Raw genomic sequence first — 23,825 nt, 5'->3', positions numbered from 1 at the left:
CTGCCGACCGGACGGGGTATCAACATATTTGGCGTTGACTTTTGGCACGCTGTTGAGTTCTCAAGGAACGGACGCTTCCTTCGGACTGCCTTCCAGCAGACCCTCCGGGCTTTTCCCTTCGGTCTTTCTTTGTGTCTCCGACTCTACCAGACTCACTTCCGTGATCCTGACCCCCAGTCGGCGGGGACAATCTCTCGGCCTTTCGGCCTTTCCCTCCGGGTTTCCCCTTCGGTGTCTCCGACTCTATCAGACCCACTTTCGTGTTCCTGACCCCCGGCCGGCGGGGCCTTTCGAGCTTTTCGCCCTCCGGCGTGTCCACCACGTTAGAGCATTTCCCCGGCCGACTCAAAATCGACCCGAACCATGAATTCAACATGCGCGGACGCACGAGAAACAGGCCCGAAAGGGCAGATGCACCTAGGCAGTGGATGCCGCCTCCTGGGACGCTCAGCGTCACTTGGGGAACCGAACGGCTCCGTGGCAGCTCGGAGAACACTACGCAGCCGCCCCGGCGCCGTCAACTCGGCCCCGGGGTGTTCCACAGCACACGGTCGCCGGCCGCGTTCGTGCGCCGCTCCGCGCTGGGTCGGCCGGCCCGTCAGTGGCCGCCGGGCCCGCGACGAGCGGCGTACATCCGCGCGATGACCTGCTCGATGTCGGGTTCCCTGATCGACAGGTCGAGCAGTGGGTGGTCCCGTGCGATCGCCGCGACCAGCGGCGCCGCCCGCTCGGTCGCGGGGAAGGCGAGCCACTGGCGCGGCCCCTCCACCCGGACGGTGCGGGCGCCGGGCACGTCGATGGGCGGCAGCTCGCGTTCCAGGTCGACCACCAGGGTGCGTTCCCCGCCCTCCGCGCCGTGCAGCCGGGACAGGTCGCCGTCGTGGACGATGCGGCCGTGGTCGATGACGATCACCCGGCGGCACAGCTGTTCGATGTCGCCGAGGTCGTGCGTGGTCAGCAGGACGGTGGTGCCCTGTTCCTCGTTGAGTTCGCGCAGGAAGCTCCGGACGGTGGCCTTGCTGACCACGTCCAGGCCGATGGTGGGCTCGTCCAGGTACAGCACCTCGGGATCGTGCAGCAGCGCCGCGGCGATGTCGGCGCGCATCCGCTGCCCCAATGACAGCTGGCGCACCGGGACGGGGAGCAGCTCCGCGAGGCCGAGGAGTTCGACGCAGCGGTCGAGGTTGCGACGGAAGCGGGCCGGCTCTACGCGGTAGATGCGTCGCGCGAGGGCGTAGGAGTCCCGCAGCGGAAGGTCCCACCAGAGGGTGGTGCGCTGCCCGAAGACCACGCCGATGCGGCGGGCGAGGCGGGTGCGGTGGCGGGCGGGCTCCACGCCCGCCACCCGCAGCGTGCCGGCGGTCGGGGTCAGGATGCCGGTGAGCATCTTGATGGTGGTGGACTTCCCGGCGCCGTTGGGGCCGATGTAGCCGACCATCTCGCCGCGGGCGACGCGGAAGCCGACATCCTCCACGGCGCGAACCTCGGTGCGGGTGCGGCGCACCAGCCCCGCGCGGCGCCGCACGGTGAAGACCTTGCGCAGCCCCTCGGCGAGGATCAGGGGTTCACCCGCGGCCGGGGGCGGCGGTGCGGCGGGGTGCCGGCGCGGGTCGGCGGGGGCGGGGACCCGGGCGGCGTCGCCCGGGGCGGGGCGGCCGGTGATCGGGTCCGTCGCCGGGCGGGAGGTGGGCTCGGACATCGGTGGCGACTCCTTCCGTCAGCTTCCGGTGCTGCGGTAGCTGTTGACCGCGGCGCGCCACACCAGGGCGGCGACGCAGCAGGCCGCCGCGGCGACCAGCGGGGAGAGCCAGGCGGTGAAGCCCGGCAGGTCGAGCGGGGCGTCCCGCCCCAGGAGGGTGGCGGCGGGCACCCAGTTGACGAAGGCGAGGGGGATCACCAGGGTGACGCCGCGGACCAGCTCCCCCGCGAAGACGGTGGGCGGGTACTGGAGCAGGGTGTTGCCGCCGTAGGTGAAGGCGTTCTGCACCTCGGCGGCGTCCTGCGCCCAGAACTGGAAGGCGCCGCCCAGCGCGTAGAGCGCGCCGTAGATCCCGGCGCCGGCCAGCACCATGACGACGAGCAGCAGCCAGTCCAGCGGTGACCAGGCGGCGCGCACCGGGCCGAGCGCGACCAGCGCCCAGCCCATGACCAGGGCGCCCTGGGTGACGCGGCCGAGTCGGCGCAGCGCGAAGCGGTCGGCGGCGAGTTGGAGGAAGACGGGGACGGGGCGGACGAGGAGGGTGTCGACGGTGCCGTTGCGGATGTTGGCGCCGACGCGGCTGACGTTGCCGACGAGGAGCTCGGTGATGCCCAGCGAGAGGCTGGTCGCGCCGTAGAGCAGGGCGACCTCCGCGACGGCGTAGCCGCCCAGCGCGTCGATGTGGGAGTACATGATCATGATGGCCACGAAGTCGAGGCCGGAGCCGATGAAGCTGCCGAGCAGCGCCATGGCGAACGAGGCCCGGTACGCCAGGGAGGCGCGGATCCACATCCCCGCGGTGAGCGTGTAGGCGCGCAGCGCGTCAACCACCCTGGACCACCACTCGTCGGGTGGCGAGGAGCTGGAGGGCCCGGCCGGCGGTCAGCAGGACGGCGGCCCAGCAGGCCTGGAAGAACAGCCCGGCGAGGACGCCGGTGCCGGTGCGGCGTTCCAGCAGGATGTCGGCCGGGATCTGGAGCATGGCGGACCACGGCAGGGCGCGGACGACGTCGCCGAGCAGCCCGGGGAAGACGGTGAGCGGCAGCGTCATCCCGGAGGCGAAGACACCGAGGAAGGTGCCCAGCATCAGCAGTCCGCTGCTGTCGAGCAGCCAGAAGGAGGCGAGTGCGAGCAGGTAGCGGATGGCGAAGCTCACGACGACGGCGCCCCACACGGAGAGCAGGAAGACCAGCCAGACCAGCGGGTCGGTGGGGAGATGCAGGTCGAAGGCGAGGGCACCGCCGGCCATGGGGCCGACACCGCGCCCCAGCAGCTGGAAGGCGGCTCGGCCGCAGTCGTGGGCGAGCCACCACAGCTGGAGGTCGACGGGGCGGTGGAGGTCGACGGCGATGTCGCCGCTGCGGATGCGTTCCTGGAGCTCCTCCTGGAAGCCGCCGCCGAGCAGGGCGACCGCGCCGATCAGGGCCTGGCCGACCCAGACGAAGGTGACGGCCTGCTCGGGGCCGTAGCCGCCGAGCTGCGGGCGTTGGTCCCACAGCGCCAGGTAGACGTAGGTCAGGACGAAGCCGAAGACGGTGTTGGTGAGGACCCCGGCGGCGGTGGCGATCCGGTAGGTGGCGTACCGGCGGAAGGCGCCCGCGGCGACGGCCGGGTAGACGGTCGCGGCGGGTCGCGGTCGCGCTTCCGCGGTCATGGGGCCCGCCCCTCTCCGTCCCTGCGGTGTGGTCGACCCGGCGACAGTAGGGCGGGCGGCGCGATGCTGCCAGTGGTTTTCAGCGGCGCGCGCCGACCGTCCAAGGCGCGCGGCGGGCCGGTCAGGCGCCGGGTCGGGTGCCCTCCCCGCCGGCGGCGAGGGCGCGGCTGCGGTCGCGCGCTGCTTCGAGCGCGTCGAGGAACGCCGCGCGGACGCCGTGCTTCTCCAGCTCGCGGATGGCGTTGATGGTGGTACCGGCCGGCGAGGTGACGGCCTCCCGGAGGGTGACGGGGTGGTCGCCGCTGTCGCGGAGCATGACGGAGGCACCGTAGGCGGCCTGGACGATCAGGTCGTGGGCCTTGTCGCGGGGGAGGCCTAGGAGGATGCCGGCGTCGATCATGGCTTCGACGAGGAAGTAGAAGTAGGCGGGCCCGGAGCCGGAGAGGGCGGTGGCGGCGTCCTGCTGGGACTCGGGGAGCCGGAGGGTCTTGCCGACGCTGTCGAAGATCTCCTCGGCGTGGCCGAGGTGCTCCTCGGTGGCGTGGGCGCCGGCGGAGATGACCGACATGGCCTCGTCCACCAGGGCGGGGGTGTTGGGCATGACGCGGACCACGGGGGTGCCGGCGGGGAGGTGGTCCTCGACGAAGGCGGTGGTGATGCCGGCGGCGGCGCTGATCACCAGCCGGTCGGGGGCGGCGTGCGGGGCCAGTTCCGCCAGCAGGATCGCCATGTCCTGCGGTTTGACGGCGAGGATGAGGGTGTCTGCGCGGGTGGCGGCCTCGGCGTTGGTGACGACCTCGACGCCGTGGCGGGCACGGAGCGCCTCGGCGCGTTCGGCGCGGCGGGCGGTGGCGAGCAGCCGGGCCGGCGGGCGGCCGCCGCGCAGCAGCCCGCCGAGGAGGGCTTCTCCGATCTTTCCTGCTCCGAGAACGGCGATCATCTGGCTCATGCGGTCATCGTCGCATCGGACGGCGGCCGGGCGGCGCGTTGTCCGGTTGCCGGTACCGGGGGCGTGGGCCGGGCGGGGCCCGGCGCGGCCGGTCAGGCGTCGGGCGCGCGGACCAGCGTCAGCCGCACGATGTACTCCTCGGCCACGATGCCGTCGGGGAACTCGGCGCAGACCGCCTCGCGTTCGGCGTCGATGAGCGGGGTCCGGTCCCCCGGGGGGAGGACGGACAGCGTCGAGTGCGTGGCGAGGTTGTCGAGATGGGTGTCGACCGGGACGCTGCGGGTCCAGCGGAGTTCGCCGCGCACGGGTTCCAGTCCGAGGCCGAGGCTCTCGATGATCGACGCGGCGTTCTCGGGGACGTCCGAGAGGCCGTGGTCGGGGGCGGCGGCGGAAAGCCGCTCCGCCTGGGCGCGCACCCACTCCTTCTCCTGGTCCGGCACGTTCCACCACAGCGCGAGGGCGCCGCCGGGGCGCAGCACGCGCAGCGCCTCGGGGACGGAGCGCCGCGGCTCGGTCCAGTGCCAGGACTGGGCGTAGGTGACGAGGTCGAAACGGCGGTCCGCGAAGGGGAGGGCGTCGCCGTCGGCGCGGACCAGCGGGAGCCCGGGGTGTGCGATGTTCAGCTGGGAGGCCATGGGTTCCGAGGGCTCCACGGCGGTGACCCGGGCGCCGTGCTGGTTGAGCAGCTGGCTGGCTATGCCGGTGCCCGCGCCGACGTCGAGTATCTCGGTCTCGGCCAGCGGGCGTCCGATGTGCGACTCGATCAGCTCGAACAGCTCCGGCGGGTAGCTGGGACGCGAGGCCGCGTACTCGGTCGCGACGGCGTCGAAGGACCGGGCGTAGGCGGAGTGCGGCAGCGGAGACGTCATGGCTGACGTCTCCCCCGGTGGCGGCGGAACTACACGGATCCGCGGCGGCGTTGGCCGGTCCGTGCCGCGCGGTGGCGGGGCCGCGCCGTGCGGTGGCGGGGCCGCGCCGTGCGGCGGGGGTCCGAGCCCGGGCCCGGGGTGCGGGGCCCGGGGGTCAGTGGGTCGCGGTGAGGCGGGCGAAGGCGACGACGTTGCCGAGGTAGCCGCCGGCGGCGCTGGAGAACGGTCCGCCGCAGGTGATGAGGCGGAGTTCGGGGGCGGAGCTCTGGCCGTAGACCAGCTCGTCGGGGAAGTCCTCGCGGTCGAAGACGTCGACGGCCGTGACGGTGAAGACGGCGGTCCGGCCGTCCGCCCGGTCGATCTCGACGGTGTCGCCGCGCTGGAGGGCGCCGAGGTCGTAGAAGACCGCGGGGCCCCGCGAGTTGTCGACGTGGCCGGTGATCAGCGAGGTTCCCGGCGAGCCGGGCGAGACGCCGTCGCGGTACCAGGCGGCGAGGTCGGCCCGCTCCTCCGGGGGGACCTCGGGGCTGCCGGAGGGCTCCAGCCCCAGGCCGGTGAGCGGGGCGTCCACGGCTATCGCGGGTATCCGCACGGTCAGCGGAGTGGAGGGCGGCAGCTCCGGGACGCCGGCCGGCGCGGTGCCCGGCGCGGCGGCGGTGACCGCGGTGTCGCCGTCGCGCACCCCGTCGGCAGCCGCGGGCTGTGGCGGGTCGCTGCTGCCCTCACCGTCGTTCATGGCGACGGTGCCGGTGATCAGCGCTGCCGCGGCCACGGTGGCGACGGCGGTGGTCAGTGCCTTCTCCGAGACTCTCATGGGGACCCGTTCCGTTGGGTGGTGGCTGGGCGACGGGGCGGGGTGTGGACCGGCCCCCGGGTGGCTGGTGCCACCGGGGGGCCGAAGCGGGCCCGTCACTGACCGTGGAGGTCGGCCGGCAGGGCCGGGCCCGGACTCGGTGCGCACCTCACGGGTGCGGCCGGGGCGGACCGCCGTCCGTCAGCGGTCGGCCGAGGCGGCGCGCCTGCGGAGCACCCAGGCGCTGCCGGCGCCGACCGCGAACAGGACGGCGGCGCTGCCGGCGATCACGCCGACGGTGCCGTCGGGCCCGCCGACGCCGCCGCTGACCCCGCCCGAGGGTGCCGTGGGGCTCGCGGTCGTGGTGGGCGTGGCGGTGGGCGACGCCGTCGCGGTGGGCGTACTGGTGGGGGACGCGGTCGGCGAGGTGGTCGAGCCGGCCTGCACCACCCGGAGCGTTCCGGTGATGACATCGCCGTTGGCGCAGGTCACACCGATCCCGTAGTCGCCGGCGGTGGCGCGGGACGGGACGGTGAAGCCGCCGACCAGGATCTCCGGCTGCACCCCCGGGCGCAGGGTGAAGGTGCCGCCGCCGACGGTGGTGGCGTCACCGCGGGCGGTGTCGTCACCGTCGCAGTCGGCGGTGTTGACGGCGACCGCGTCACCGGGATGGGCGGGGTTGGGGAAGAGTTCGACGGTGCCGTCGTCCTGGGCGTGGGCGGCACCGGTGGCGAGTCCGAGGGATATGAGTACGGCGGTGGCGGTGGCGAGGCCACGGCCGTGGCGGGTCAGGCGCATCTGGTCCTCCGCTGGGAGCACGGCGGCGGTGCGCGTCGCACCGCTTGGTTCGATACGACCCGGATTCGCGGCGTGGCGCGCGCCGAAGCTGGTGGGAGTGGCAGGATCCGGCGGCGAGTCAGCAGCGGTCGCGCGACGCCGTATCCGCTGGTCACAGCGGTGTCGAGGAGGCGCGGTGCGGTCGGCGGAAGTTGCGGCGAACGGGCGACACTCCGATGGCCGAGGCCGGGGCGGCGCGGCAGGGTGGGACGCGTGCCCGGGCCGCGCGGCAGCGTCCGGTGGTCCGCCGACGGCCCGCCGGCGCGCCGTGGGGTCGAACGGGGCGGCGTGGACGCGAGCGGCGCGGGCAGCAGCGCGTCAGGGACGAGCAACGACCCGAGCGAGACGAGGGAGACCACCGTGCGCACGCTGTACGCCTTCATCTGCACGAGCCTGGACGGGCGCACCGCCGCCCCCGGCGACGACCTCTCCTGGCAGGCGCTCGACGAGGAGTTCGACGCGCTGTCGCTCAACCAGCTGGTCGAGACCGACGCCGTGCTGCTGGGGCGCCGCACCTACGAGGGGATGGCGGCGTACTGGCCCACCGAGACGGGCCGGGAGTACAACCCGCGGGTGGCGGAGCTGATGAACGGGCTGCCCAAGCTGGTGGTCTCCTCGACGCTGCGGGAGACGACCTGGGAGAACAGCGAGCTGCTGCCCCTGGGCGCGGGCGGCCTGCCCCGGGCGGTGGCGGAGCTGAAGCAGCGGCCCGGTCGGGCGATGGGTGTGCTGGGCAGTCCGACGCTGGTCGCGGGGCTGCTGGCGGCGGGCGTCCTCGACGAACTGCGGGTGCACGTCAGCCCGGTCGTGCTCGGCGAGGGGCCGTCGCTGCTGGAGACGCTGCCCGGCCGCACGGAGCTGCGGCTCACGGACTCCCGGGCGCTGGGCTCGGGAGCCGTGCTGTCGACCTATCGCCCCTGACGGCCGGGGCCGCCGGCCGGGTCGGCGGTCAGCGCCGCCGGCGGCCCTTCTCGCCGCGGCGGGAGGGGTTGCCGGAACGCTTGGTGGTGCGGCGCCGGTACTGGCTCAGCTCCTGCTCGTACGCCGTGCGGCGGAGCTGCTCCCCCGGCGCCTCCAGGCCGCTGCGGATGCCGTAGGCGAGCAGGACGCCGACGAAGCCGATGGCCTTGATCGAACGGAAGGCGTGCTCGTCGCCGGGGGCCGGCCGCTTGTACGAGGACCAGGTGCGGTTGAAGGCGACCGCCGAGCAGATCGCGAACGCCAGCACGAGGAGCGTGGTCAGCCAGGTGGCGGAGTCCGCGATGTAGAGCCCCTCGTAGACCAGGCGCAGCAGCACCACGCCGACGACGGCGAGCGAGACCGCCGCCAACCCCAGCGCGAACCGGCGCACCGGGTACAGCCCGGAGCGGTCCACCCAGGTGGTGCCGTAGAAGCGGATGGGCTCGGGCTTCGGGGCGTCGTCGCCCTCGGCGACGCTCTGCGGCTCCTTGCTCATGGCGGACAGTATGACGGGCGCTGCCCGGAGCGGGAGGGGGAGGTCGGCGGAAGCGGGCGTTCCGCCGGCGGCGCGCCGGCTCGACCGCGGCTCAGAGGGTGTGGACGGCGGTGAGATCGACGTCGACGGGGAACGGCGCGGACACCTTCAGCCGGTCGTGGAAGATGCCGGTCGGCACGTAGGCGCCGGTGACGTCGTCGCGCTCGTAGACGTAGACGACGGGGTTCTCGTCGTCGGCGGACATCTCCACCCGCCAGAAGTGCCGGATGCCGGCGGCCGCGTACTTGTGCGGCTTGGTGTCGCGGTCCCGCGCCGTGGAGTCCGGCGAGACCACCTCGACCGCGAGGACGACATCCTCGGCCCGGTAGCGGGTGGTGGTGAGGCCGCCGACCGCGCTCCGCTGCACCACCGAGAGGTCGGGCTCGGTGGCGGTGCGCGCCGAGAGGACGACCGTCATCTCACGTTCCACAGCAAGGTGTGTCGGTGCCTGGACCCGGAGCTCGTGCTCCAGCAGATAGATCACCAGCGCGTGAAAACGTCGCTGCGGACTCATGAAGACGAGGCTCCCGTCGATCAGCTCGGTGTGCGGCGGGAGGTCGGGGAGCCGGTAGAGGTCCTCCACGGTCCAGCCGCCTTCGGGCGGCACCGGCCAGGAGACGGGGCGGCGCGGTTCGGCGGCGGTCATGAGTCCTCCCATGCACGGGATTCTGCCTCGTGCCGCCCACACTACCCAGCGCAGAAAGGGTTCACCGGACCGAACGAGCGAAACACCCGCGAACCCGCCCGTAGGCGGCGACCCGGTGGTAGAGCGGGCGGAGCGACGGCGGTCCGGGGCGTGACGTGACGCCGCCGCCCTCCGCCCGGAGCGGGCGGAGGGCGGCGTGCGGACGTGCGGGGGCCTTCGGGCGGTCAGCCCTCCAGCTTGGTGATGTCGCGGACGGCGCCCTTGTCGGCGCTGGTCGCCATGGCGGCGTAGGCGCGCAGCGCCAGCGAGACCGTGCGCTCGCGGTCGACGGGCCGGTACTGCCCGTCGAGCGCCTCACGCCGGGCGGCGAGCGTGGCGTCGTCCACCTTGAGCTCGATGGTGCGGTTCGGGATGTCGATGGCGATGAGGTCGCCGCTCTCGACGAGGGCGATGGTGCCGCCGGCCGCGGCCTCCGGGGAGACGTGGCCGATGGACAGCCCGGAGGTCCCGCCCGAGAACCGGCCGTCGGTGATCAGCGCGCACTTGGCGCCGAGGCCGCGCCCCTTGAGGAAGGCGGTCGGGTACAGCATCTCCTGCATGCCGGGGCCGCCCTTGGGGCCCTCGTAGCGGACGACGACCACGTCGCCCTCGGTGACGCGCTTCTGGAGGATCGCCTCGACCGCCGCCTCTTGGGACTCCACGACCACCGCGGGGCCGGTGAAGGTCCAGATCGACTCGTCGACGCCGGCCGTCTTCACGACGCAGCCGTCGGTGGCGAGGTTGCCGTAGAGCACGGCGAGGCCGCCGTCGGCGCTGTAGGCGTGCGCGGCGTCGCGGATGCAGCCGCCGGCGGCGTCGGTGTCCAGGGTGTCCCAGCGCTCCGACTGCGAGAAGGCCGTGGCGGAGCGGACGCAGCCGGGGGCGGCGTAGAACATCTCGGTGGCCTCGGGGGAGGGCGAGCCGCCGCGGATGTCCCAGCTCTTGAGCCACTCGCCGAGCGAGTCGGCGTGCACGGCGTGCACGTCCTCGTGGAGGTGGCCGGCGCGGTGCAGCTCGCCCAGGATGGCGGGGATGCCGCCGGCCCGGTGGACGTCCTCCATGTGGTAGTCGCCGTTGGGCGCGACCTTGCAGACGCACGGCACCCGGCGGGAGACCGCGTCGATGTCGCTCATGGTGAAGTCGAGGCCGGCTTCCTGGGCGGCGGCCAGCAGGTGCAGCACGGTGTTGGTGGAGCCGCCCATGGCGACGTCCAGCGCCATGGCGTTCTCGAAGGCGGCGCGCGAGGCGACGGCGCGGGGCAGCACCGTGGCGTCGTCCTGGTCGTAGTGGCGCTTGGTGATCTCCACCACGGTGCGGCCGGCGGCCTCGTACAGCTCGCGGCGGGCGGTGTGGGTGGCGAGCACGGAGCCGTTGCCGGGCAGGCCGAGCCCCAACGCCTCGACCAGGCAGTTCATCGAGTTGGCGGTGAACATGCCGGAACAGGAGCCGCAGGTCGGACAGGCGGCTTCCTCGATGCGCTCCAGGTCCTCGTCGGAGACGGTGTCGGAGACCGCCTCGGACATGGCGTGCACCAGGTCCAGGTTGGAGCGGACGGTGCCGTCCACCAGGGTCGTCTTGCCGGCCTCCATCGGGCCGCCCGAGACGAAGACCGTGGGGATGTTGAGGCGCAGCGCGGCCATCAGCATGCCCGGGGTGATCTTGTCGCAGTTGGAGATGCAGATCAGCGCGTCGGCGCAGTGCGCCTCGGTCATGTACTCGACCGAATCGGCGATCAGGTCGCGGGAGGGCAGCGAGTAGAGCATGCCGCTGTGGCCCATGGCGATGCCGTCGTCGACCGCGATGGTGTTGAACTCGCGGGGGATGCCGCCGGCGGCGCTGATGGCCTCGGAGACGATCCGGCCCACCGGCTGGAGGTGGGTGTGGCCGGGGACGAACTCGGTGAAGCTGTTGGCGACGGCGATGATCGGCTTGCCGAAGTCCTCGCGCGCTACGCCGGCGGCGCGCAGGAGGGAGCGCGCCCCCGCCATGTTGCGGCCGTGGGTGACGGTGCGGGACCTCAGTGTCGGCATGGCTCGGCGCTCCCGGGTGGGTCTCGGTGCTGCGGTCGGTTCGGTTGTGGGACCGGCTGCGGTCGCGGCGCTCGGCGACGGCCGCGGCCCGGTCGGCCCTGCGGGCTCCGCACGGCGCCGGCGTCGCGCGCGTCCGACGGTGCCCCGGATGTCGAGCCTACGCGTCCCGCCCGCCTGACGGGACGCTCGTACCGGATCCTGAGACCAACGAGGCGCGCGGCCCCGGGCGGGCAGGGCCGCGCGGCCGGTCGGTCAGCCGCAGCCGGAGCCGCAGCCCCCTGCCGGTGCGTCGGCCGGGTGCGGGGCGAGCAGCGGCAGCGGGCGGGCGCCGTCCGGGAGCCCGGCGGGGGCGGTCGCCGCCAGCCGCGCCTCGCAGAACCCGACCAGCACCTCGTACCCGTCCTTGCCCATCAACTCGATCAGCTCGGGGGCGTAGGAGAGGTACACGGGGCGCTGCCCGCCGTGGGCCAAGGGCGCTCCCGTGCACCACCAGTTCAGGTCGTGGCCGCCCGGGCCCCAGCCGCGGCGGTCGTACTCGCCGATGGAGACGATCAGCCGCTGCTCGCCGTCCGGCTGCTCGACCCACTCGTAGGTGCGGCGCACCGGCAGCTGCCAGCAGACGTCCGGCTTGGTCTCCAGCGGCTCGCGGCCCTCCCGCAGCGCGAGGGTGTGCAGGGCGCAGCCCTCGCCGCCGGGGAAGCCGGGCCGGTTGAGGAAGAGGCAGGCGCCGTCCACGCGGCGCGTCTGGCGTTCGCCGTCGTCGTCGAGGCCGACGAAGCCGTCGGGTCCGGTGCCCTCGGCGTGGTACTGCCACGTCTCGGGGGTGAGGCGCGCGGCATGGAGCGCGACGCGCTCCTCGTCCTCCTCGTCGGAGAAGTGCGCGCCGAGCGTGCAGCAGCCGTCGCTCGCGCGCCCGGCGCGGATGCCCTGGCAGCCGCGGCCGAAGATGCAGTTCCACCCGGACGTCAGCCAGGTCAGGTCGCAGCGGAAGACCTGTTCGGCGTCGGCGGGGTCGGGGAACTCGACCCAGGCGCGGGGGAAGTCGAGGTCGACCTCGTCACCGGCGGCACGGCGGCTCGCGCCGTCCGTCGGGGCCGGCGCAGCGGCGGGCTCATCACCGCTCTGGCCTCGGGCTTTCCGTCGTTTGCCGAGCTTTGCCCGATTCGTCGATGTCACACCGCCAGGGTACGGGGAAGGAGTAGCGTGGCGGCCCATGAGACTAGGTGTTCTCGATGTGGGATCGAATACGGTCCACCTGTTGGTGGTCGACGCACATCCCGGCGCCCGCCCGCTGCCCGCCTACTCCCACAAGGCGGAGCTGCGCCTCGCCGAGTTGCTGGACTCCTCGGGCGCCATCGGGAGCGACGGGATAGAGCGGCTGATCACCACGGTGCACGACGCGTTGACCGTGGCGGAGGACCGGGGCGTCGCCGAGTTGCTGCCGTTCGCGACGTCGGCGGTCCGGGACGCCACCAACGCGGACGAGGTGCTGCGGCGGGTGGAGGCCGCGACCGGCGTCACGCTCCAGGTGCTGTCCGGTGCGGACGAGGCGCGGCTGACGTTTCTGGCGGCCCGGCGCTGGCTGGGGTGGTCGGCGGGCCGGCTGCTGATGGTCGACATCGGCGGCGGCTCGCTGGAGATCGCGTTCGGGACGGACGAGGAGCCGGCGGCGGCGGTCTCGCTGCCGCTGGGAGCGGGGCGGTTGACGGCGGGCCGGCTGCCGGGCGATCCGCCGGACCCGGGGGACGTGCGGAGGCTGCGGCGTTCGGTGCGGTCGGAGATCGCGCAGGTCGTCGGCGAGTTCACGCGGATCGGTGAGCCGGACCGGGTGGTGGGCACCTCCAAGACGCTGAAGCAGTTGGCGCGGCTGACGGGCGCGGCCCGGAGCTCGGAGGGCCAGTACGTGCGGCGGCAGCTGGCGGCGGAGGCGCTGCGGTCGTGGACGCCGAAGCTGGCGGCGCTGCCGACGCGGGAGCGGGCGCTGCTGCCGGGCGTCTCGGAGGGGCGCGCGCACCAGTTGGTCGCCGGGGCGGTCGTCGCGGAGGCGGCGATGGACCTGTTCGGGGTGGTGTCGATGGAGATCTGCCCGTGGGCGCTGCGGGAGGGCGTGATCCTGCGGCGGCTGGACCGGATGCGCGCGGCCTGACCGCGGCGGGGTTGTCCGGGTGGCGGCCCGCCCCCGGAGGTGCTGCGGTCAGGGGGTGCGGCGGCGGAGGGTGGCGGCGCCGAGCGCCAGCACCGCGACGGTGACGGCACCGACGACGACCACGTCCCGGACGTAGGCCGCCGTGACGCCGGGATGGTTGACGACCTCGGTCATGCCGTCGACCGCGTAGGAGAGCGGCAGCACGTCGGAGACGGCCGAGAGCACCGGTTGCATGCTGTCCCGGGGGACGAAGAGGCCGCAGAGCAGGATCTGCGGGACGATCACCGCGGGGAAGAACTGCACCGCCTGGAACTCGGTGGCGGCGAACGCCGAGACGAACAGGCCGAGGGCCATGCCCAGCAGGGCGTTGAGCACGGCGACGACCAGCAGCAGCCACGGCGAGCCGGCCGGCCGCAGGTCGAGGACGAAGACCGCGGCGGAGGTGGCCGACGCGGCCTGGACGACGGCGAGTCCGCCGAACGCGAGGGCGTAGCCGGCGATCAGGTCGACCCGCGCCGGCGGCATGGTGAGCAGCCTCTCCAGGGTGCCGCCGGAGCGTTCCCGCTTCGGTGGCGATGGAGGTCACCAGGAACATGGTGATCAGCGGGAAGACGCCGAGCAGGATGGCGCCGATGCGGGTGAAGCCGGTGCGGTCGGCGTCGAAGACGTAGTACAGCAGGATCAGCAGCAGGACGGGCACGAGCAGCAGCAGCGCGACGGTGCGCGGGTCGTGGGCCAGCTGCCGCAGCACGCGCAGCGCCGTCGCGCCGGTGCACGTCAGGTGGGCGGCGGCACGGGTGCGGCCGGAGCGGGTGCGGCCGGGGACCGTCGGGGGCTGCGCGGTCACCGGCTGCCTCCGCGGGCGGGCGGGGTCTCCACGAGGCGGAGGAAGGCGTCCTCGACGGTGGCCGCGCCCGTGGCGCGACGCAGGCCGTCCGGGGTGTCGTCCGCCAGGATCCTGCCGTCCCGCATCAGCAGCAGCCGGTCGCAGCGGTCCGCCTCGTCCATGACGTGGGAGGAGATGAGCAGCGTGGTGCCGCGGCCCGCCGCGAGGCGGTGGAAGAGGCGCCAGAGGTCGCGCCGCAGCACCGGGTCGAGCCCGACCGTCGGTTCGTCGAGGACGAGCAGCTCGGGTTCGCCGAGGAGGGCGACGGCGAGCGAGGCCCGCGACCGCTGTCCGCCGGAGAGGTCGGCGGTGAGCGCCCCGGCCCGGTCCCGCAGGTCCACGTCGTCCAGGACGCGCGCCACTTCGGCGGCGCGGCGCCGACGCCCGACCCCGAGGATCGCGGCGTAGTGGTCGAGGTTCTGCCGGACGGTCAGGTCGCGGTAGACGGAGGGCTCCTGGGTGACGTACCCGATGCGGGAGCGGAGCCCGGGGTCGCCGGCCGGGCGGCCGAGGACACTGAGCCGGCCGTGGACGCGCGCCTGGGTGCCGACGACGGAACGGAGCAGGGTGGTCTTGCCGCAGCCGGACGGCCCGAGCAGCCCGGTGACGGTGCCCGGCGCGACGGTGAGGGTGATGCCGTGGAGGACGGGCCGCCCGCCGCGCTCGACGGTCAGCTCCCGGGCGTCGACCGCAGCCGGTCGCCCCGACGCACCGGCGGCGCCGCGCGGCCGGGCCGGTTCTGACCGGTTCGCTCCCGGTTCGTCGCTCACGTCCGCATCGTGCTCCGTGGCGGCGGCGGGGTCAAGCAGGTCGCGGTCGGCGTCCGCCGGTGCGGCCGCGGCAGCGTCTACGCTGGGGCGCGTTATGCCTGAAGCTGCGCTACCGCCGACGCGTGTCGGCCTGTCCACCGCCTCCGTCTACCCGGAGAACACCGCGGCCGCGTTCGAGACGGCGGCCCGGCTGGGGTACGACGGCGTCGAGGTCATGGTGTGGACCGACCCCGTCAGTCAGGACGTCGACGAGCTGGCACGGCTGTCGGAGCGCCATGACGTGCCGGTGCTGGCGATCCACGCGCCGTGTCTGCTGATCACGCAGCGGGTGTGGTCGACCGACCCGTGGGTGAAGCTCCGGCGGTCGCGCTCGGCCGCGGAGCGGCTGGGGGCGGACACCGTGGTGGTGCATCCGCCGTTCCGGTGGCAGCGCGCCTACGCGGCGGACTTCGTCGCCGGGGTGCGGCGGTTGGCCGACGACACCGACGTGCGCATCGCGGTGGAGAACATGTACCCGTGGCGGTACCGCAAGCGCGAGATGCTCGCCTACTCCCCCGGCTGGGACCCGACGGAGAGCGACTACCGCCACGTCACGCTGGACACCTCGCACACCGCGACCGCGCGGGTGGACACGCTCGCGATGGCGGAGCGGATGGGTGACCGGCTGGCGCACGTCCACATCGCCGACGGCACGGGCACGGCCAAGGACGAGCACCTGGTGCCGGGGCGCGGCAGCCAGCCCTGCGGGGAACTGCTGGGCCGGCTGGGCGCGACGGGGTTCACCGGGCACGTGGTGGTGGAGGTGAACACGCGGCGGGCGGTCTCCGGCGACGAGCGGGAGGCGGACCTCGCGGAAGCGTTGGCCTTCACCCGGCTGCACCTCGCGGCCGGCGTGCCGCACCGCGGCGCCTGACGGCGACGGGCAGCCGCTGCTGTGCCCCGGCCGACCCGCACCGTCCGGACGGCAGGACGGCGGGGCGGCAGGACGGCGGGGCGGCGCGGCGCAGCGGGGCGGTCAGTCGGCGAGCGCGGCGCGGACGGATTCCGCGAGCGGGGTCGTGGCGCGGCCCAGCAGCGCGGGGAGGTCGCCGGTGACGGCGGCCAGCGCCCCCTTGGAGACCTTGACATCGGAGTCGACGAGCAGCGACACCACGAAGTCGGGCAGTCCCGCCTCGGCCAGCAGCTGCGCGTAGCCGTCGCCGCCGAGGTCGCGGTAGGCGACCTCGCGGCCGGAGACCCGGGCTGCCTCGGCGGCCAGTTCCGGCAGGGTCCAGGCGGTGTCCCCGGTGAGCTCGTGGATGCGGCCCGCCTGGTCCTCGGAGGTGACCACGATCGCCGCGGCCTCGGCCAGGTCGGCGCGGGAGGCCGCGGCCACACGGCCGTCGCCGGCGGCGCCGACGATCTCGCCGCGCGCGACGGAGTCCGCGAGGCCGGCCGTGTAGTTCTCGGTGTACCAGCCGTTGCGCAGCAGCACGGTGGGCAGCCCGGACTCGGCGAGCGCGCCCTCGGTGTCGCGGTGGACGCGGGCGAGGTCGAGGGTGTTGACATCCGCGCCGACCAGTGAGGTGTAGGCGACGAGGCCGACCCGGACCTCGCGGGCGGCGGTGACGACGGCGCGGTGCTGGACGATGCGCTGGTCGTCGGGGCCGGTGGAGGAGACGAACAGCAGCGTCTCGGTGCCGCGCAGCGCGGCGGGCAGGGTCTCGGGGCGGTCGTAATCGGCCTGCCGCAGCTCGACCCCGAGGTCGGCCAGGTCCGCCGCGCGCTCCGGGTCTCGCACCACGGCGGCTATGCCGGCCGCCGGTACGTCGCGCGCCAGCAGTTGTTCGATCGCGAGGCGGCCGAACTGACCGGTGGCACCGGTGACAGTGATCATCACGTACTTCCTTCGGTTCTGCGGTGCTGGGCCGCCGTCGGCGGGCCCGGAGCGGGGCGTCGGTACGGCGGTCCGTACCGTGCGGGTACGGCATCCAATCTACGCCGCGAGTTCCGCAGTGCAAACTTTTCGAAAGTGCTGCGTTTTCGGCGGTACGATGGCGCCATGAGCGAGACCCCCCGGGCGGCCGCTGCCGCCCGCACCGGCCCGCCGCAGGCGGTCACGGCGAAGCCGTTCGACGTCTTCGCGCGCGGCTGCCCCTCGCGCCCCGTGCTGGAGCACCTCACCGGCCGGTGGGGAGCGCTCGTCCTGGCGGCGCTCCGGGAGGGACCGGCCCGGTTCAACGCGCTGCGCCGCCGCGTCGACGGGATCAGCGAGAAGATGCTCGCCCAGACGCTCCAGTCCCTGGAACGCGACGGGTTCGTCCACCGGGAGGTCCATGCGGTGCTGCCGCCGCGGGTGGAGTACCGGCTGACCGAGCTGGGCCGGGACACCGCCGACCGGCTGCTCGCCCTCATCGAGCTGCTCCACGCCGAGATGCCGGCGGTGATCGGGGCGCAGCAGCGCTACGACCGCGCGCGGTCGTGAGGCGGCGCCCGCGCGGCGGGTGACGCGCGGCGCGCTCCCCCGCCCCCGCTTTCCCGCGTGCGACCGGAGGGCGCCCGCGCGGCCCGGGCCGAGGGCGCCGCGCCCGCCGCCGCGTCAGGCAGGTGTCGCTGTCGGACAGGTGCCGGGTCAGACCTGCGCCGGGTCAGGCAGGTGCCGCGGCGCGGGCGACGGCCGCGAGGAGGCGGGCCTGGGTCACCAGGTCGCCGCTGGGCTCCGCGCGCGTGCGCACCGCCTGGGCGAACGCCGCCACCGCGCGGGCGACCTGGTCCGCGGCGGCCGCGGGGTGGTCGTGCACGGTGCCGTCGCGCTCCAGCCGCAGGAGCGGGCGGTGGTCGGCGGGCGGAGTGAACGCGGGCTCGACGGTGAGGCGTCCCGTGGTGCCGTGCAGGGTGTAGCTGCTGCGGTAGGCGTGGTCGAGGCCGTAGGTGAGCTGGACGGCGACACCCTCGCCCGCGTCGAGGAGGGCGCTGCCGGCGGTGTCCACCGCCTCGCCGGGCCGGCGGCGGGAGGTGGCGCCGACGAGCCGGAGCGGGGACGCGCCCGGCGGTCCCGGAGGGGCGCCGGGTGGCATGAGCACCGCTGCCAGGTGGAGGGCCGCCCGCACGGGGTAGACACCGACGTCCCACAGTGCCCCGCCGCCGAGCTCCGGGCGGTGGCGGATGTCGCCCTCGGCGCGGCGCGGGACGGTGAACGCCGCCTCCAGCGACTGGACCCGGCCGATCGCCCCGTCGGTGACGAGCCGCACGGCCTCCCGGTGCTGCGGATGGTGGGGGAAGAGGACGTTCTCCACCAGGGCGAGGCCGCGGTCGCGGGCGAGGGCCACCAGTTCCTCGGCGTCCGCCGCCGAGGTCGCGGCCGGCTTCTCGACCAGCACGTGCTTGCCGGCCAGCAGCGCGGCGCGCGCCCAGCGGTGGTGCAGCGAGTTGGGCAGCGGCACGTAGACCGCGTCGACGGTGTCGTCGGCGAGCGGCTCGTCGTAGGTGGCGGCGGCGCGGCAGCCGTAGGAACGGGCGAGCGCGGCGGTCCGTTCCGGGTCCCGGCCGGCGACGACGGCGACGGTGGTGTCGGGGCACGCGGCGAACGCGGGCAGCATGCGGCGCCGGGCGATGTCGGCGGTGCCGAGGACCGCGACCCGCACCGCGGGGCGGTCGCTCCCGGTCCCGGGCCGGTCGTGGCCGGTCACAGCGTCACTCCTCCGGTGTGCAGGACGGAGAGCAGCGTACGCGCCTGCACGTTGACCTGGTGGCCCTGCCGGGTGAGGGCGCCGAGCTGGTCGGGGGTGAGCCAGCAGAAGCCGGGCCCCGGGTCGTCGGCGGCGGGGTCGTCGAGGTGGTCGACGGAGACGAACAGGCAGCGGGTGCGGGCGTCGAGGAAGCGGCCGCCCTCGTCGGAGTGGAGGGCGGAGTAGCGCACCGCGGGACCGGTGGCGGCGGCGACGAGGTCGGCGTGGCGCGGCCGGGCCGCGGTCGGCAGGTGGGCGTAGTTGTGCGGCGCGTACTGGACGGTGGGGGCGATCTCGACGGTGTGCAGCAGGCCGGGTTCGGCTCGGGCCTGGGCCAGCAGGTGGGGGACGCCGCCGATCCGGCGGACGAGGAACGCGGTGACGCCCGGCCCGCACGGCTCGAACAGCGGCTGGGTCCAGCCGGCCACCTCACGGCTCTCGCTCTCCACCGCGACGGCGACCACCCGGAACCAGCGGTCCTCCCGGTGCCGTACCGCGGACTCCTCGCGGGTCCACCCCGCCACGGAACGCAGCGGGACCGGCCGGGCGAGGAGGCGGCGGCGGGCGCGCTCCCCCGTCAGCCAGGAGGCGATCTCCACGGCGGTGTGCCGCGGGGTGCCGCCGGGCCGCGGCGCGGGCAGGCAGGCCAGGACGGAGCGGGAGTCCATGTTGACGAGGTCGTCGTGGTGGAGCAGGGCGCCCAGTTCCCCGAGGGTGAACCAGCGGAAGTCGGGGTCGGGGGCCACCTCCGCGTCGGTCTCGACGACGACGTTGCGGTTGGACTTCTGCCAGAACCAGGAGCCGTGCTCGGACTGGAGTCCGTCGGTCAGCGGCCGGCCGGGGCGGTCACCGGTGAAGTGGTCGAGGTACCGGACGGCGGAACCGCCGTGCGCGCGCTGGTAGTTGCTGCGGGTGGCCTGCACGGTGGGTGAGAGCTGGAGCAGGTTGGGGTTGCCGGGCTCCATCTTGGCCTGCATCAGGAAGTGCAGGACGCCGTCGAACTCCTTGGCCAGGATGCCGAGGAGGCCGATCTCGGGCTGCCGGATGATCGGCTGCTGCCAGTCGCCGAAGGGGTGGGGGCCGCCGTCGATCCGGACGCCCTCGACACGGAAGAACCGGCCGCTGGTGTGTGCGAGGTCGCCGCCGTCCTCCTCGAACCGCCAGCCGTCGAGCGCGGCGAGGGGTATCCGCCGGACCCGGGAGGGTCGGGCCCGGCCCCGGGAGGCGAGCCAGTCGCGGACGTCGGCGGCGAGGCCCGGGGAGCCGGTCGCCGCGGCGGAGCGGGCGAGCCGCTCCCGCGTGGCGGACGCCGCGGGGTGCTCGGCGGTGCCGGGCCTCATCCTCGGCCCGCCGTGAACTCCCGTACGGAGGCGACGACGTAGTCGATCATCTCGTCGGTGAGGCCCGGGTACACGCCGGTCCAGAAGGTGCTGGTCATGACGGTGTCGCTGTGGGTGAGCTCGCCGACGACCCGGTGCGGGATGTTCCGGTAGGCGGGTTGGCGGGTGAGGTTGCCGGCGAACAGGCGCCGGGTGCCGATCCGGCGGCTCTCCAGGAAGCCGGTCAACTCGCCGCAGGTGAAGGGGGCGTCGGGGGCGACCGTCATGACGAAGCCGAACCAGCTCGGTTCGCTGCCGGGGGTGGGCTCGGGCAGCAGCAGGTGGCGCACCCCGTCGAGCCCCTCGCGCATGCGGCGCCAGTTGCGGCGCCGGGCGGCGACGAACTCGTCGAGGCGGGTGAGTTGGGAGAGCCCGAGAGCGGCCTGGAGGTCGGTCGACTTCAGGTTGTACCCGATGTGCGAGAAGACGTACTTGTGGTCGTAACCGGAGGGCAGGTCGCCGAACTGCTGGTCGAACCGCTTCAGGCAGGTGTCGTTCTTGCCGGGCTCGCACCAGCAGTCGCGGCCCCAGTCGCGCAGCGACTCCACGATCCGGGCGAGCCGGAGGTCGGAGGTGGTGACGATGCCGCCCTCCCCCATCGTCAGGTGGTGCGCGGGGTAGAAGCTGACCGTGCTGGCGTGGCCGAAGGTTCCCGTCAGCCGCCCCTGGTAGGTCGAGCCGACCGCGTCGCAGTTGTCCTCGATGAAGACCAGGCCGTGGTCGGCGGCGAGTTGGGCGATCTCGGCCACTTCGAACGGGTTGCCGAGGGCGTGGGCGATCATGATGCCGCGGGTGCGCGGTCCGATCGCGGCGGCGACGCGGTCGGCGGTGGTGTTGTAGGTGGTGGGGTCGATGTCGACGAAGACCGGCACCATCCCGTTCTGCACGATCGGGTTGACGGTGGTGGGGAAGCCGGCCGCGACCGTGATGACCTCGTCGCCGGCGCGCAGCCGGCGTTCCTCGGGCAGGTGGGAGGAGGTGTGGGCGGTCAGGGCGAGGAGGTTGGCGGAGGAGCCGGAGTTGGTCAGGTGCGCCTTGCGGCGCTTGAGCAGCCGCGCGAAGGAGGACTCGAACTTCCGGGAGGCGGGGCCGGCGGCGATCCGCAGGTCGAGGGCGGCCTCGACGAGGGCGGCGCGGTCGGTCTCGTCCAGCACCGCTCCCGAGGGCCAGATCTCGGTGACGCCGGGGACGAACTCCTCGGGGCCGCGCAGGCTCCGGTGGTACTTCCGGGTCTCCTCCAGGACCGCCCGGCGGTGGTCCTCGCTCATGCGGACGTCCCTTCCTGCTCGTCGCGGGTGCGCTGCTGCGCCCGCTGCCACCAGCCGCGGTGGTGCCGGTACCAGTCGACGGTGGCGGCCAGTCCGTCGTCGAAGCCGACGCGCGGGGTGAAGCCGAGCTCGTCGCGGATCTTCGTGCAGTCCAGCGAGTAGCGCTGGTCGTGCCCCTTGCGGTCGGCGACGTGCCGCACCAGCGCGGGGTCGGCGCCGCAGAGGGCGAGGAGCCGGTCGGTGATGGCGAGGTTGGTGAGTTCGTTGCCGCCGCCGACGTGGTACACCTCGCCGGCGGCGCCGCCGGTGAGCACGGTCTGCACGGCGCGCGCGTGGTCGTCGACGTGCACCCAGTCGCGGACGTTGCGGCCGGTGCCGTACAGCGGTACGGGCTCGCCGTCCAGCAGGCGCGTGGTGAAGTGCGGGATGAGCTTCTCCGGGTGCTGGTGCGGCCCGTAGGTGTTGGAGGACCGGGTGATCGAGACGTTCAGCCCGAAGGTCCGCCAGTACGCCCGCACCGCCAGGTCGGAGGCGGCCTTGGAGGCGGCGTAGGGCGAGTTGGGTTCCAGCGGGGAGCGCTCGGTCCAGGAGCCCTCGGTGATGCTGCCGTAGACCTCGTCGGTGGAGATGTGCACCATGCGCGGCACGGCGGCGCGCAGGCACGCGTCGAGCAGGGTCTGGGTGCCGAGGACGTTGGTGCGGGTGAAGACACCGGGGTCGTCGAGCGAGCGGTCGACGTGGGACTCGGCCGCGAAGTGGACCACGGCGTCGTGGCCGGGCAGCACCTCGCGCAGGAGTGCGGCGTCGCAGATGTCGCCGCGGACGAGGCGCAGTCGGGGGTGGGAGAGCGGGATGTTCTCGGCGTTGCCGGCGTAGCTCAGCTTGTCGAGGACGGTGACCTCGGCGCTCTCGTACCCGGGGTAGCCGCCGGCGAGGAGGGTGCGGACGTAGTGGGAGCCGACGAAGCCGGCGCCGCCCGTGACGAGGACTCTCACGCGGTCACCTCCAGGGGGCCGGCGGGGGCGCCGAGGCGGGCGTCGTGCGGCCCGGTCCCGAGCGCGGTGGCGGGGCCGAGGAGGGCGTCCCGCAGGCCGTGCCGTCCGACGACGCGCGCGCCGTCCATCACGATGCAGTTCTCCAGTGTGCTGTCGCGCACGACACATCCTTCGCCTATCGAGGTGCCCGGCCCGATGCGGCAGTTCTCGACGACCGAGCCCGCCCCGATCAGCACCGGGCCGGTGAGGGTGGAGCGCGCGGTGGTGGCGCCGGGCGCCAGGAGGACCCGGTCGGCGGGGCCGCCGCGGTCGGCGGCGAGGGCGTCCAGCAGGCGCCGGTTGCAGTCGAGCAGGTCCTCGATGCGTCCGGTGTCGCGCCAGTACCCGGTGTACTCGCCCGCGGTGACGCGGGCGCCGCGGTCCAGCAGCCACTGCACGGCGTCGGTGATCTCCAGTTCGCCGCGGGCGCTGGGGGTGATGGCGGCGACGGCGCGGTGGATGGCGGCGGAGAAGAAGTAGACGCCGATCAGCGCGAGGTCGCTGCGGGGGTGGCGCGGCTTCTCCACCAGCCGCACCACCTCGGCGTGCGCGTCGAGTTCGGCGACCCCGAAGGAGCGGGGGTCGGCGACCCGGGCGACGGCGAGGTGGGCGTCGGAGCGGCGTGCGGCGAACTGCTCGGCCGTGGCGGTGACGCCGTCCTGGATGAGGTTGTCGCCCAGGTACATCACGAAGTCGTCGTCGCCGAGGAAGGGCCGGGCGATGGAGACGCAGTGGGCCAGGCCCAGCGGGCGTTCCTGGGGGATGTAGGTGATGCGGGCGCCGAACCGGGACCCGTCGCCGACGCGGGCGGCGATGTCGGGCCCCCAGTCGCCGACGACGACGCCGATCTCCCGGACGCCGAGGGGCCGCAGGTCGTCCAGGACGTGTTCCAGGACCGGCCGGTTGGCGAGCGGAATGAGCTGCTTGGGCATGGTGTGGGTCACGGGCCGCAGCCGGGTGCCCAGCCCCCCGGCCAGCACGAGGGCCTTCATGCGCGGTCTCCCGTCGTGACGGGTCGGCGGGCGGCGTCGTCCCACCGGGCGAGGGCGCCGGCGGCGCGGACCTGGGCGAGGCTGGGGGCCGCGGTGTCCTTGGGGGACAGCAGCGGAGGCGCCGGGCAGTCCCAGGGGAGGGCCAGTTCGGGGTCGAAGGGGTCGATGTCGATCTGGGTGCCCGGCACGTGGAGGCCGGAGAGCAGGTAGGAGACGCAGCTGTCGTCGGTGAGCGCGAGGAAGCCGTGGCCGACGCCTTCGGGGATGTAGACGGCGCGGCCGGACTCCGCGGTCAGCTCGGTGACGTGGTGGCGGCCGAAGGTCGGTGACCCGATCCGCAGGTCGACCACGATGTCGCGGACCGCGCCGCGGACGCAGCTGACGTACTTGGCCTGGCCCGGCGGCACCGTGACGCTGTGGATGCCCCGCAGGGTGTGGCGGCGGGAGACGGAGAGGTTCTGCTGGCGCGGCACGAAGGGGCGGCCGACAGCGGCCTCCAGCAGGTCGGTGCGGAACCCCTCGTGGAAGGTGCCGCGTTCGTCGGGCAGGTGGCGGGGGGTGGTGACGTGGACCCCCGCGACGGCGGTCTCCTCGATCTGCACGGGCGCGCTCCCTTCGTGTGCGGGTGCCCA

General features: G+C 74.2%; 23 protein-coding genes and 1 pseudogene. 4 read left to right on the top strand and 20 right to left on the bottom strand.

Annotated elements, in window-relative coordinates; genetic code table 11:
- Positions 1-598 precede the first annotated feature (598 nt).
- The 7 genes from HCN52_RS03730 to HCN52_RS03700 form a co-directional block, all read right to left on the bottom strand.
- Positions 599-1,699: an ABC transporter ATP-binding protein gene (locus tag HCN52_RS03730; protein WP_168086903.1), complete on the bottom strand. Its 1,101-nt coding sequence runs from the start codon at positions 1,697-1,699 to the stop codon at positions 599-601.
- Between the two features lie 18 nt (positions 1,700-1,717).
- Positions 1,718-2,530: an ABC transporter permease gene (locus HCN52_RS03725; RefSeq protein WP_312876519.1), complete on the bottom strand. Its 813-nt coding sequence runs from the start codon at positions 2,528-2,530 to the stop codon at positions 1,718-1,720.
- Positions 2,523-3,353, bottom strand: a complete 831-nt coding sequence (locus HCN52_RS03720) for an ABC transporter permease (RefSeq protein ID WP_168086902.1) — start codon at positions 3,351-3,353, stop codon at positions 2,523-2,525. The genes HCN52_RS03725 and HCN52_RS03720 overlap by 8 nt, the downstream gene beginning before the upstream one ends.
- Positions 3,354-3,474: 121 nt before the next feature.
- Complete coding sequence (gene proC, locus HCN52_RS03715) at positions 3,475-4,302, bottom strand: pyrroline-5-carboxylate reductase (RefSeq protein ID WP_168086901.1); 828 nt, start codon at positions 4,300-4,302, stop codon at positions 3,475-3,477.
- A 92-nt stretch (positions 4,303-4,394) separates the two neighbouring features.
- Complete coding sequence (locus HCN52_RS03710) at positions 4,395-5,171, bottom strand: class I SAM-dependent methyltransferase (RefSeq protein WP_168086900.1); 777 nt, start codon at positions 5,169-5,171, stop codon at positions 4,395-4,397.
- A gap of 154 nt (positions 5,172-5,325) precedes the next feature.
- On the bottom strand, positions 5,326-5,985 hold the full coding sequence (locus HCN52_RS03705) for a class F sortase (protein WP_168086899.1): 660 nt from the start codon (positions 5,983-5,985) through the stop codon (positions 5,326-5,328).
- 180 nt (positions 5,986-6,165) lie between these two features.
- Positions 6,166-6,762 (bottom strand): hypothetical protein, encoded by a 597-nt coding sequence (locus HCN52_RS03700; protein WP_168086898.1) that lies wholly within the window; start codon positions 6,760-6,762, stop codon positions 6,166-6,168.
- 399 nt (positions 6,763-7,161) lie between these two features.
- On the opposite strand from HCN52_RS03700, the gene HCN52_RS03695 reads away from it, so the two are divergent.
- Positions 7,162-7,722, top strand: a complete 561-nt coding sequence (locus HCN52_RS03695) for a dihydrofolate reductase family protein (RefSeq protein WP_168086897.1) — start codon at positions 7,162-7,164, stop codon at positions 7,720-7,722.
- A gap of 28 nt (positions 7,723-7,750) precedes the next feature.
- Here HCN52_RS03695 and HCN52_RS03690 read toward each other — a convergent pair whose 3' ends face one another.
- From HCN52_RS03690 to HCN52_RS03675, 4 genes are all read right to left on the bottom strand, one after another.
- Positions 7,751-8,257 carry a hypothetical protein gene (locus tag HCN52_RS03690; protein ID WP_168086896.1) on the bottom strand — a complete coding sequence of 169 codons (507 nt, stop codon included), beginning with the start codon at positions 8,255-8,257 and terminating at the stop codon, positions 7,751-7,753.
- Positions 8,258-8,348: 91 nt separating this feature from the next.
- Positions 8,349-8,954: a Uma2 family endonuclease gene (locus HCN52_RS03685; protein ID WP_209314122.1), complete on the bottom strand. Its 606-nt coding sequence runs from the start codon at positions 8,952-8,954 to the stop codon at positions 8,349-8,351.
- A 212-nt stretch (positions 8,955-9,166) separates the two neighbouring features.
- Positions 9,167-11,011 carry a dihydroxy-acid dehydratase gene (gene ilvD / locus HCN52_RS03680; protein WP_168086895.1) on the bottom strand — a complete coding sequence of 615 codons (1,845 nt, stop codon included), beginning with the start codon at positions 11,009-11,011 and terminating at the stop codon, positions 9,167-9,169.
- Positions 11,012-11,263: 252 nt separating this feature from the next.
- Positions 11,264-12,187: a DUF3109 family protein gene (locus HCN52_RS03675; RefSeq protein WP_376767085.1), complete on the bottom strand. Its 924-nt coding sequence runs from the start codon at positions 12,185-12,187 to the stop codon at positions 11,264-11,266.
- 37 nt (positions 12,188-12,224) lie between these two features.
- On the opposite strand from HCN52_RS03675, the gene HCN52_RS03670 reads away from it, so the two are divergent.
- Entirely contained in the window at positions 12,225-13,157 is a 933-nt protein-coding gene (locus HCN52_RS03670) for a Ppx/GppA family phosphatase (RefSeq protein WP_168086894.1), read from the top strand.
- 48 nt (positions 13,158-13,205) lie between these two features.
- Here the strand turns inward: HCN52_RS03670 and HCN52_RS03665 are convergent.
- Positions 13,206-13,938: pseudogene (locus HCN52_RS03665) on the bottom strand (ABC transporter permease).
- 62 nt (positions 13,939-14,000) lie between these two features.
- Positions 14,001-14,813, bottom strand: a complete 813-nt coding sequence (locus HCN52_RS03660; RefSeq protein ID WP_168086893.1) for an ABC transporter ATP-binding protein — start codon at positions 14,811-14,813, stop codon at positions 14,001-14,003.
- A gap of 94 nt (positions 14,814-14,907) precedes the next feature.
- Here HCN52_RS03660 and HCN52_RS03655 point away from each other — a divergent pair, with 94 nt between their 5' ends.
- A complete protein-coding gene (locus HCN52_RS03655; RefSeq protein WP_168086892.1) occupies positions 14,908-15,726 on the top strand; it encodes a sugar phosphate isomerase/epimerase family protein in 819 nt (272 codons plus the stop codon).
- Between the two features lie 102 nt (positions 15,727-15,828).
- Here HCN52_RS03655 and HCN52_RS03650 read toward each other — a convergent pair whose 3' ends face one another.
- Positions 15,829-16,689 (bottom strand): SDR family oxidoreductase, encoded by an 861-nt coding sequence (locus tag HCN52_RS03650; RefSeq protein WP_168086891.1) that lies wholly within the window; start codon positions 16,687-16,689, stop codon positions 15,829-15,831.
- Positions 16,690-16,854: 165 nt separating this feature from the next.
- Between HCN52_RS03650 and HCN52_RS03645 the strand changes: the two genes are divergently transcribed.
- Entirely contained in the window at positions 16,855-17,277 is a 423-nt protein-coding gene (locus HCN52_RS03645) for a winged helix-turn-helix transcriptional regulator (protein WP_168086890.1), read from the top strand.
- Between the two features lie 163 nt (positions 17,278-17,440).
- Here the strand turns inward: HCN52_RS03645 and HCN52_RS03640 are convergent, their stop codons facing one another.
- From HCN52_RS03640 to HCN52_RS03615, 6 genes are read right to left on the bottom strand one after another with little or no spacing between them, the layout of a single operon-like run.
- A complete protein-coding gene (locus HCN52_RS03640; protein WP_168086889.1) occupies positions 17,441-18,481 on the bottom strand; it encodes a Gfo/Idh/MocA family protein in 1,041 nt (346 codons plus the stop codon).
- Positions 18,478-19,860, bottom strand: a complete 1,383-nt coding sequence (locus HCN52_RS03635; RefSeq protein WP_168086888.1) for an NDP-hexose 2,3-dehydratase family protein — start codon at positions 19,858-19,860, stop codon at positions 18,478-18,480. Before HCN52_RS03635 ends, HCN52_RS03640 begins: the two co-directional genes overlap by 4 nt.
- The gene (gene rfbH, locus HCN52_RS03630; RefSeq protein WP_168086887.1) at positions 19,857-21,167 is read right to left on the bottom strand and encodes a lipopolysaccharide biosynthesis protein RfbH; all 1,311 of its coding nucleotides are present in this window, start codon (positions 21,165-21,167) and stop codon (positions 19,857-19,859) included. The genes HCN52_RS03635 and rfbH overlap by 4 nt, the downstream gene beginning before the upstream one ends.
- Positions 21,164-22,162 (bottom strand): dTDP-glucose 4,6-dehydratase, encoded by a 999-nt coding sequence (gene rfbB, locus HCN52_RS03625; protein WP_168086886.1) that lies wholly within the window; start codon positions 22,160-22,162, stop codon positions 21,164-21,166. Before rfbB ends, rfbH begins: the two co-directional genes overlap by 4 nt.
- Positions 22,159-23,193, bottom strand: coding sequence for a glucose-1-phosphate thymidylyltransferase (locus HCN52_RS03620; RefSeq protein WP_168086885.1), 1,035 nt, complete (start codon positions 23,191-23,193; stop codon positions 22,159-22,161). The genes rfbB and HCN52_RS03620 overlap by 4 nt, the downstream gene beginning before the upstream one ends.
- A complete protein-coding gene (locus tag HCN52_RS03615; protein WP_168086884.1) occupies positions 23,190-23,795 on the bottom strand; it encodes a dTDP-4-dehydrorhamnose 3,5-epimerase family protein in 606 nt (201 codons plus the stop codon). The genes HCN52_RS03620 and HCN52_RS03615 overlap by 4 nt, the downstream gene beginning before the upstream one ends.
- Between the last annotated feature and the right edge of the window lie 30 nt (positions 23,796-23,825).

The organism is Streptomyces bohaiensis, from assembly GCF_012033785.1.
GTDB lineage: Bacteria > Actinomycetota > Actinomycetes > Streptomycetales > Streptomycetaceae > Streptomyces > Streptomyces bohaiensis.
Note: the sequence above shows the minus strand (reverse complement) of the source record. Positions and strands in the feature narration are given on the sequence as shown.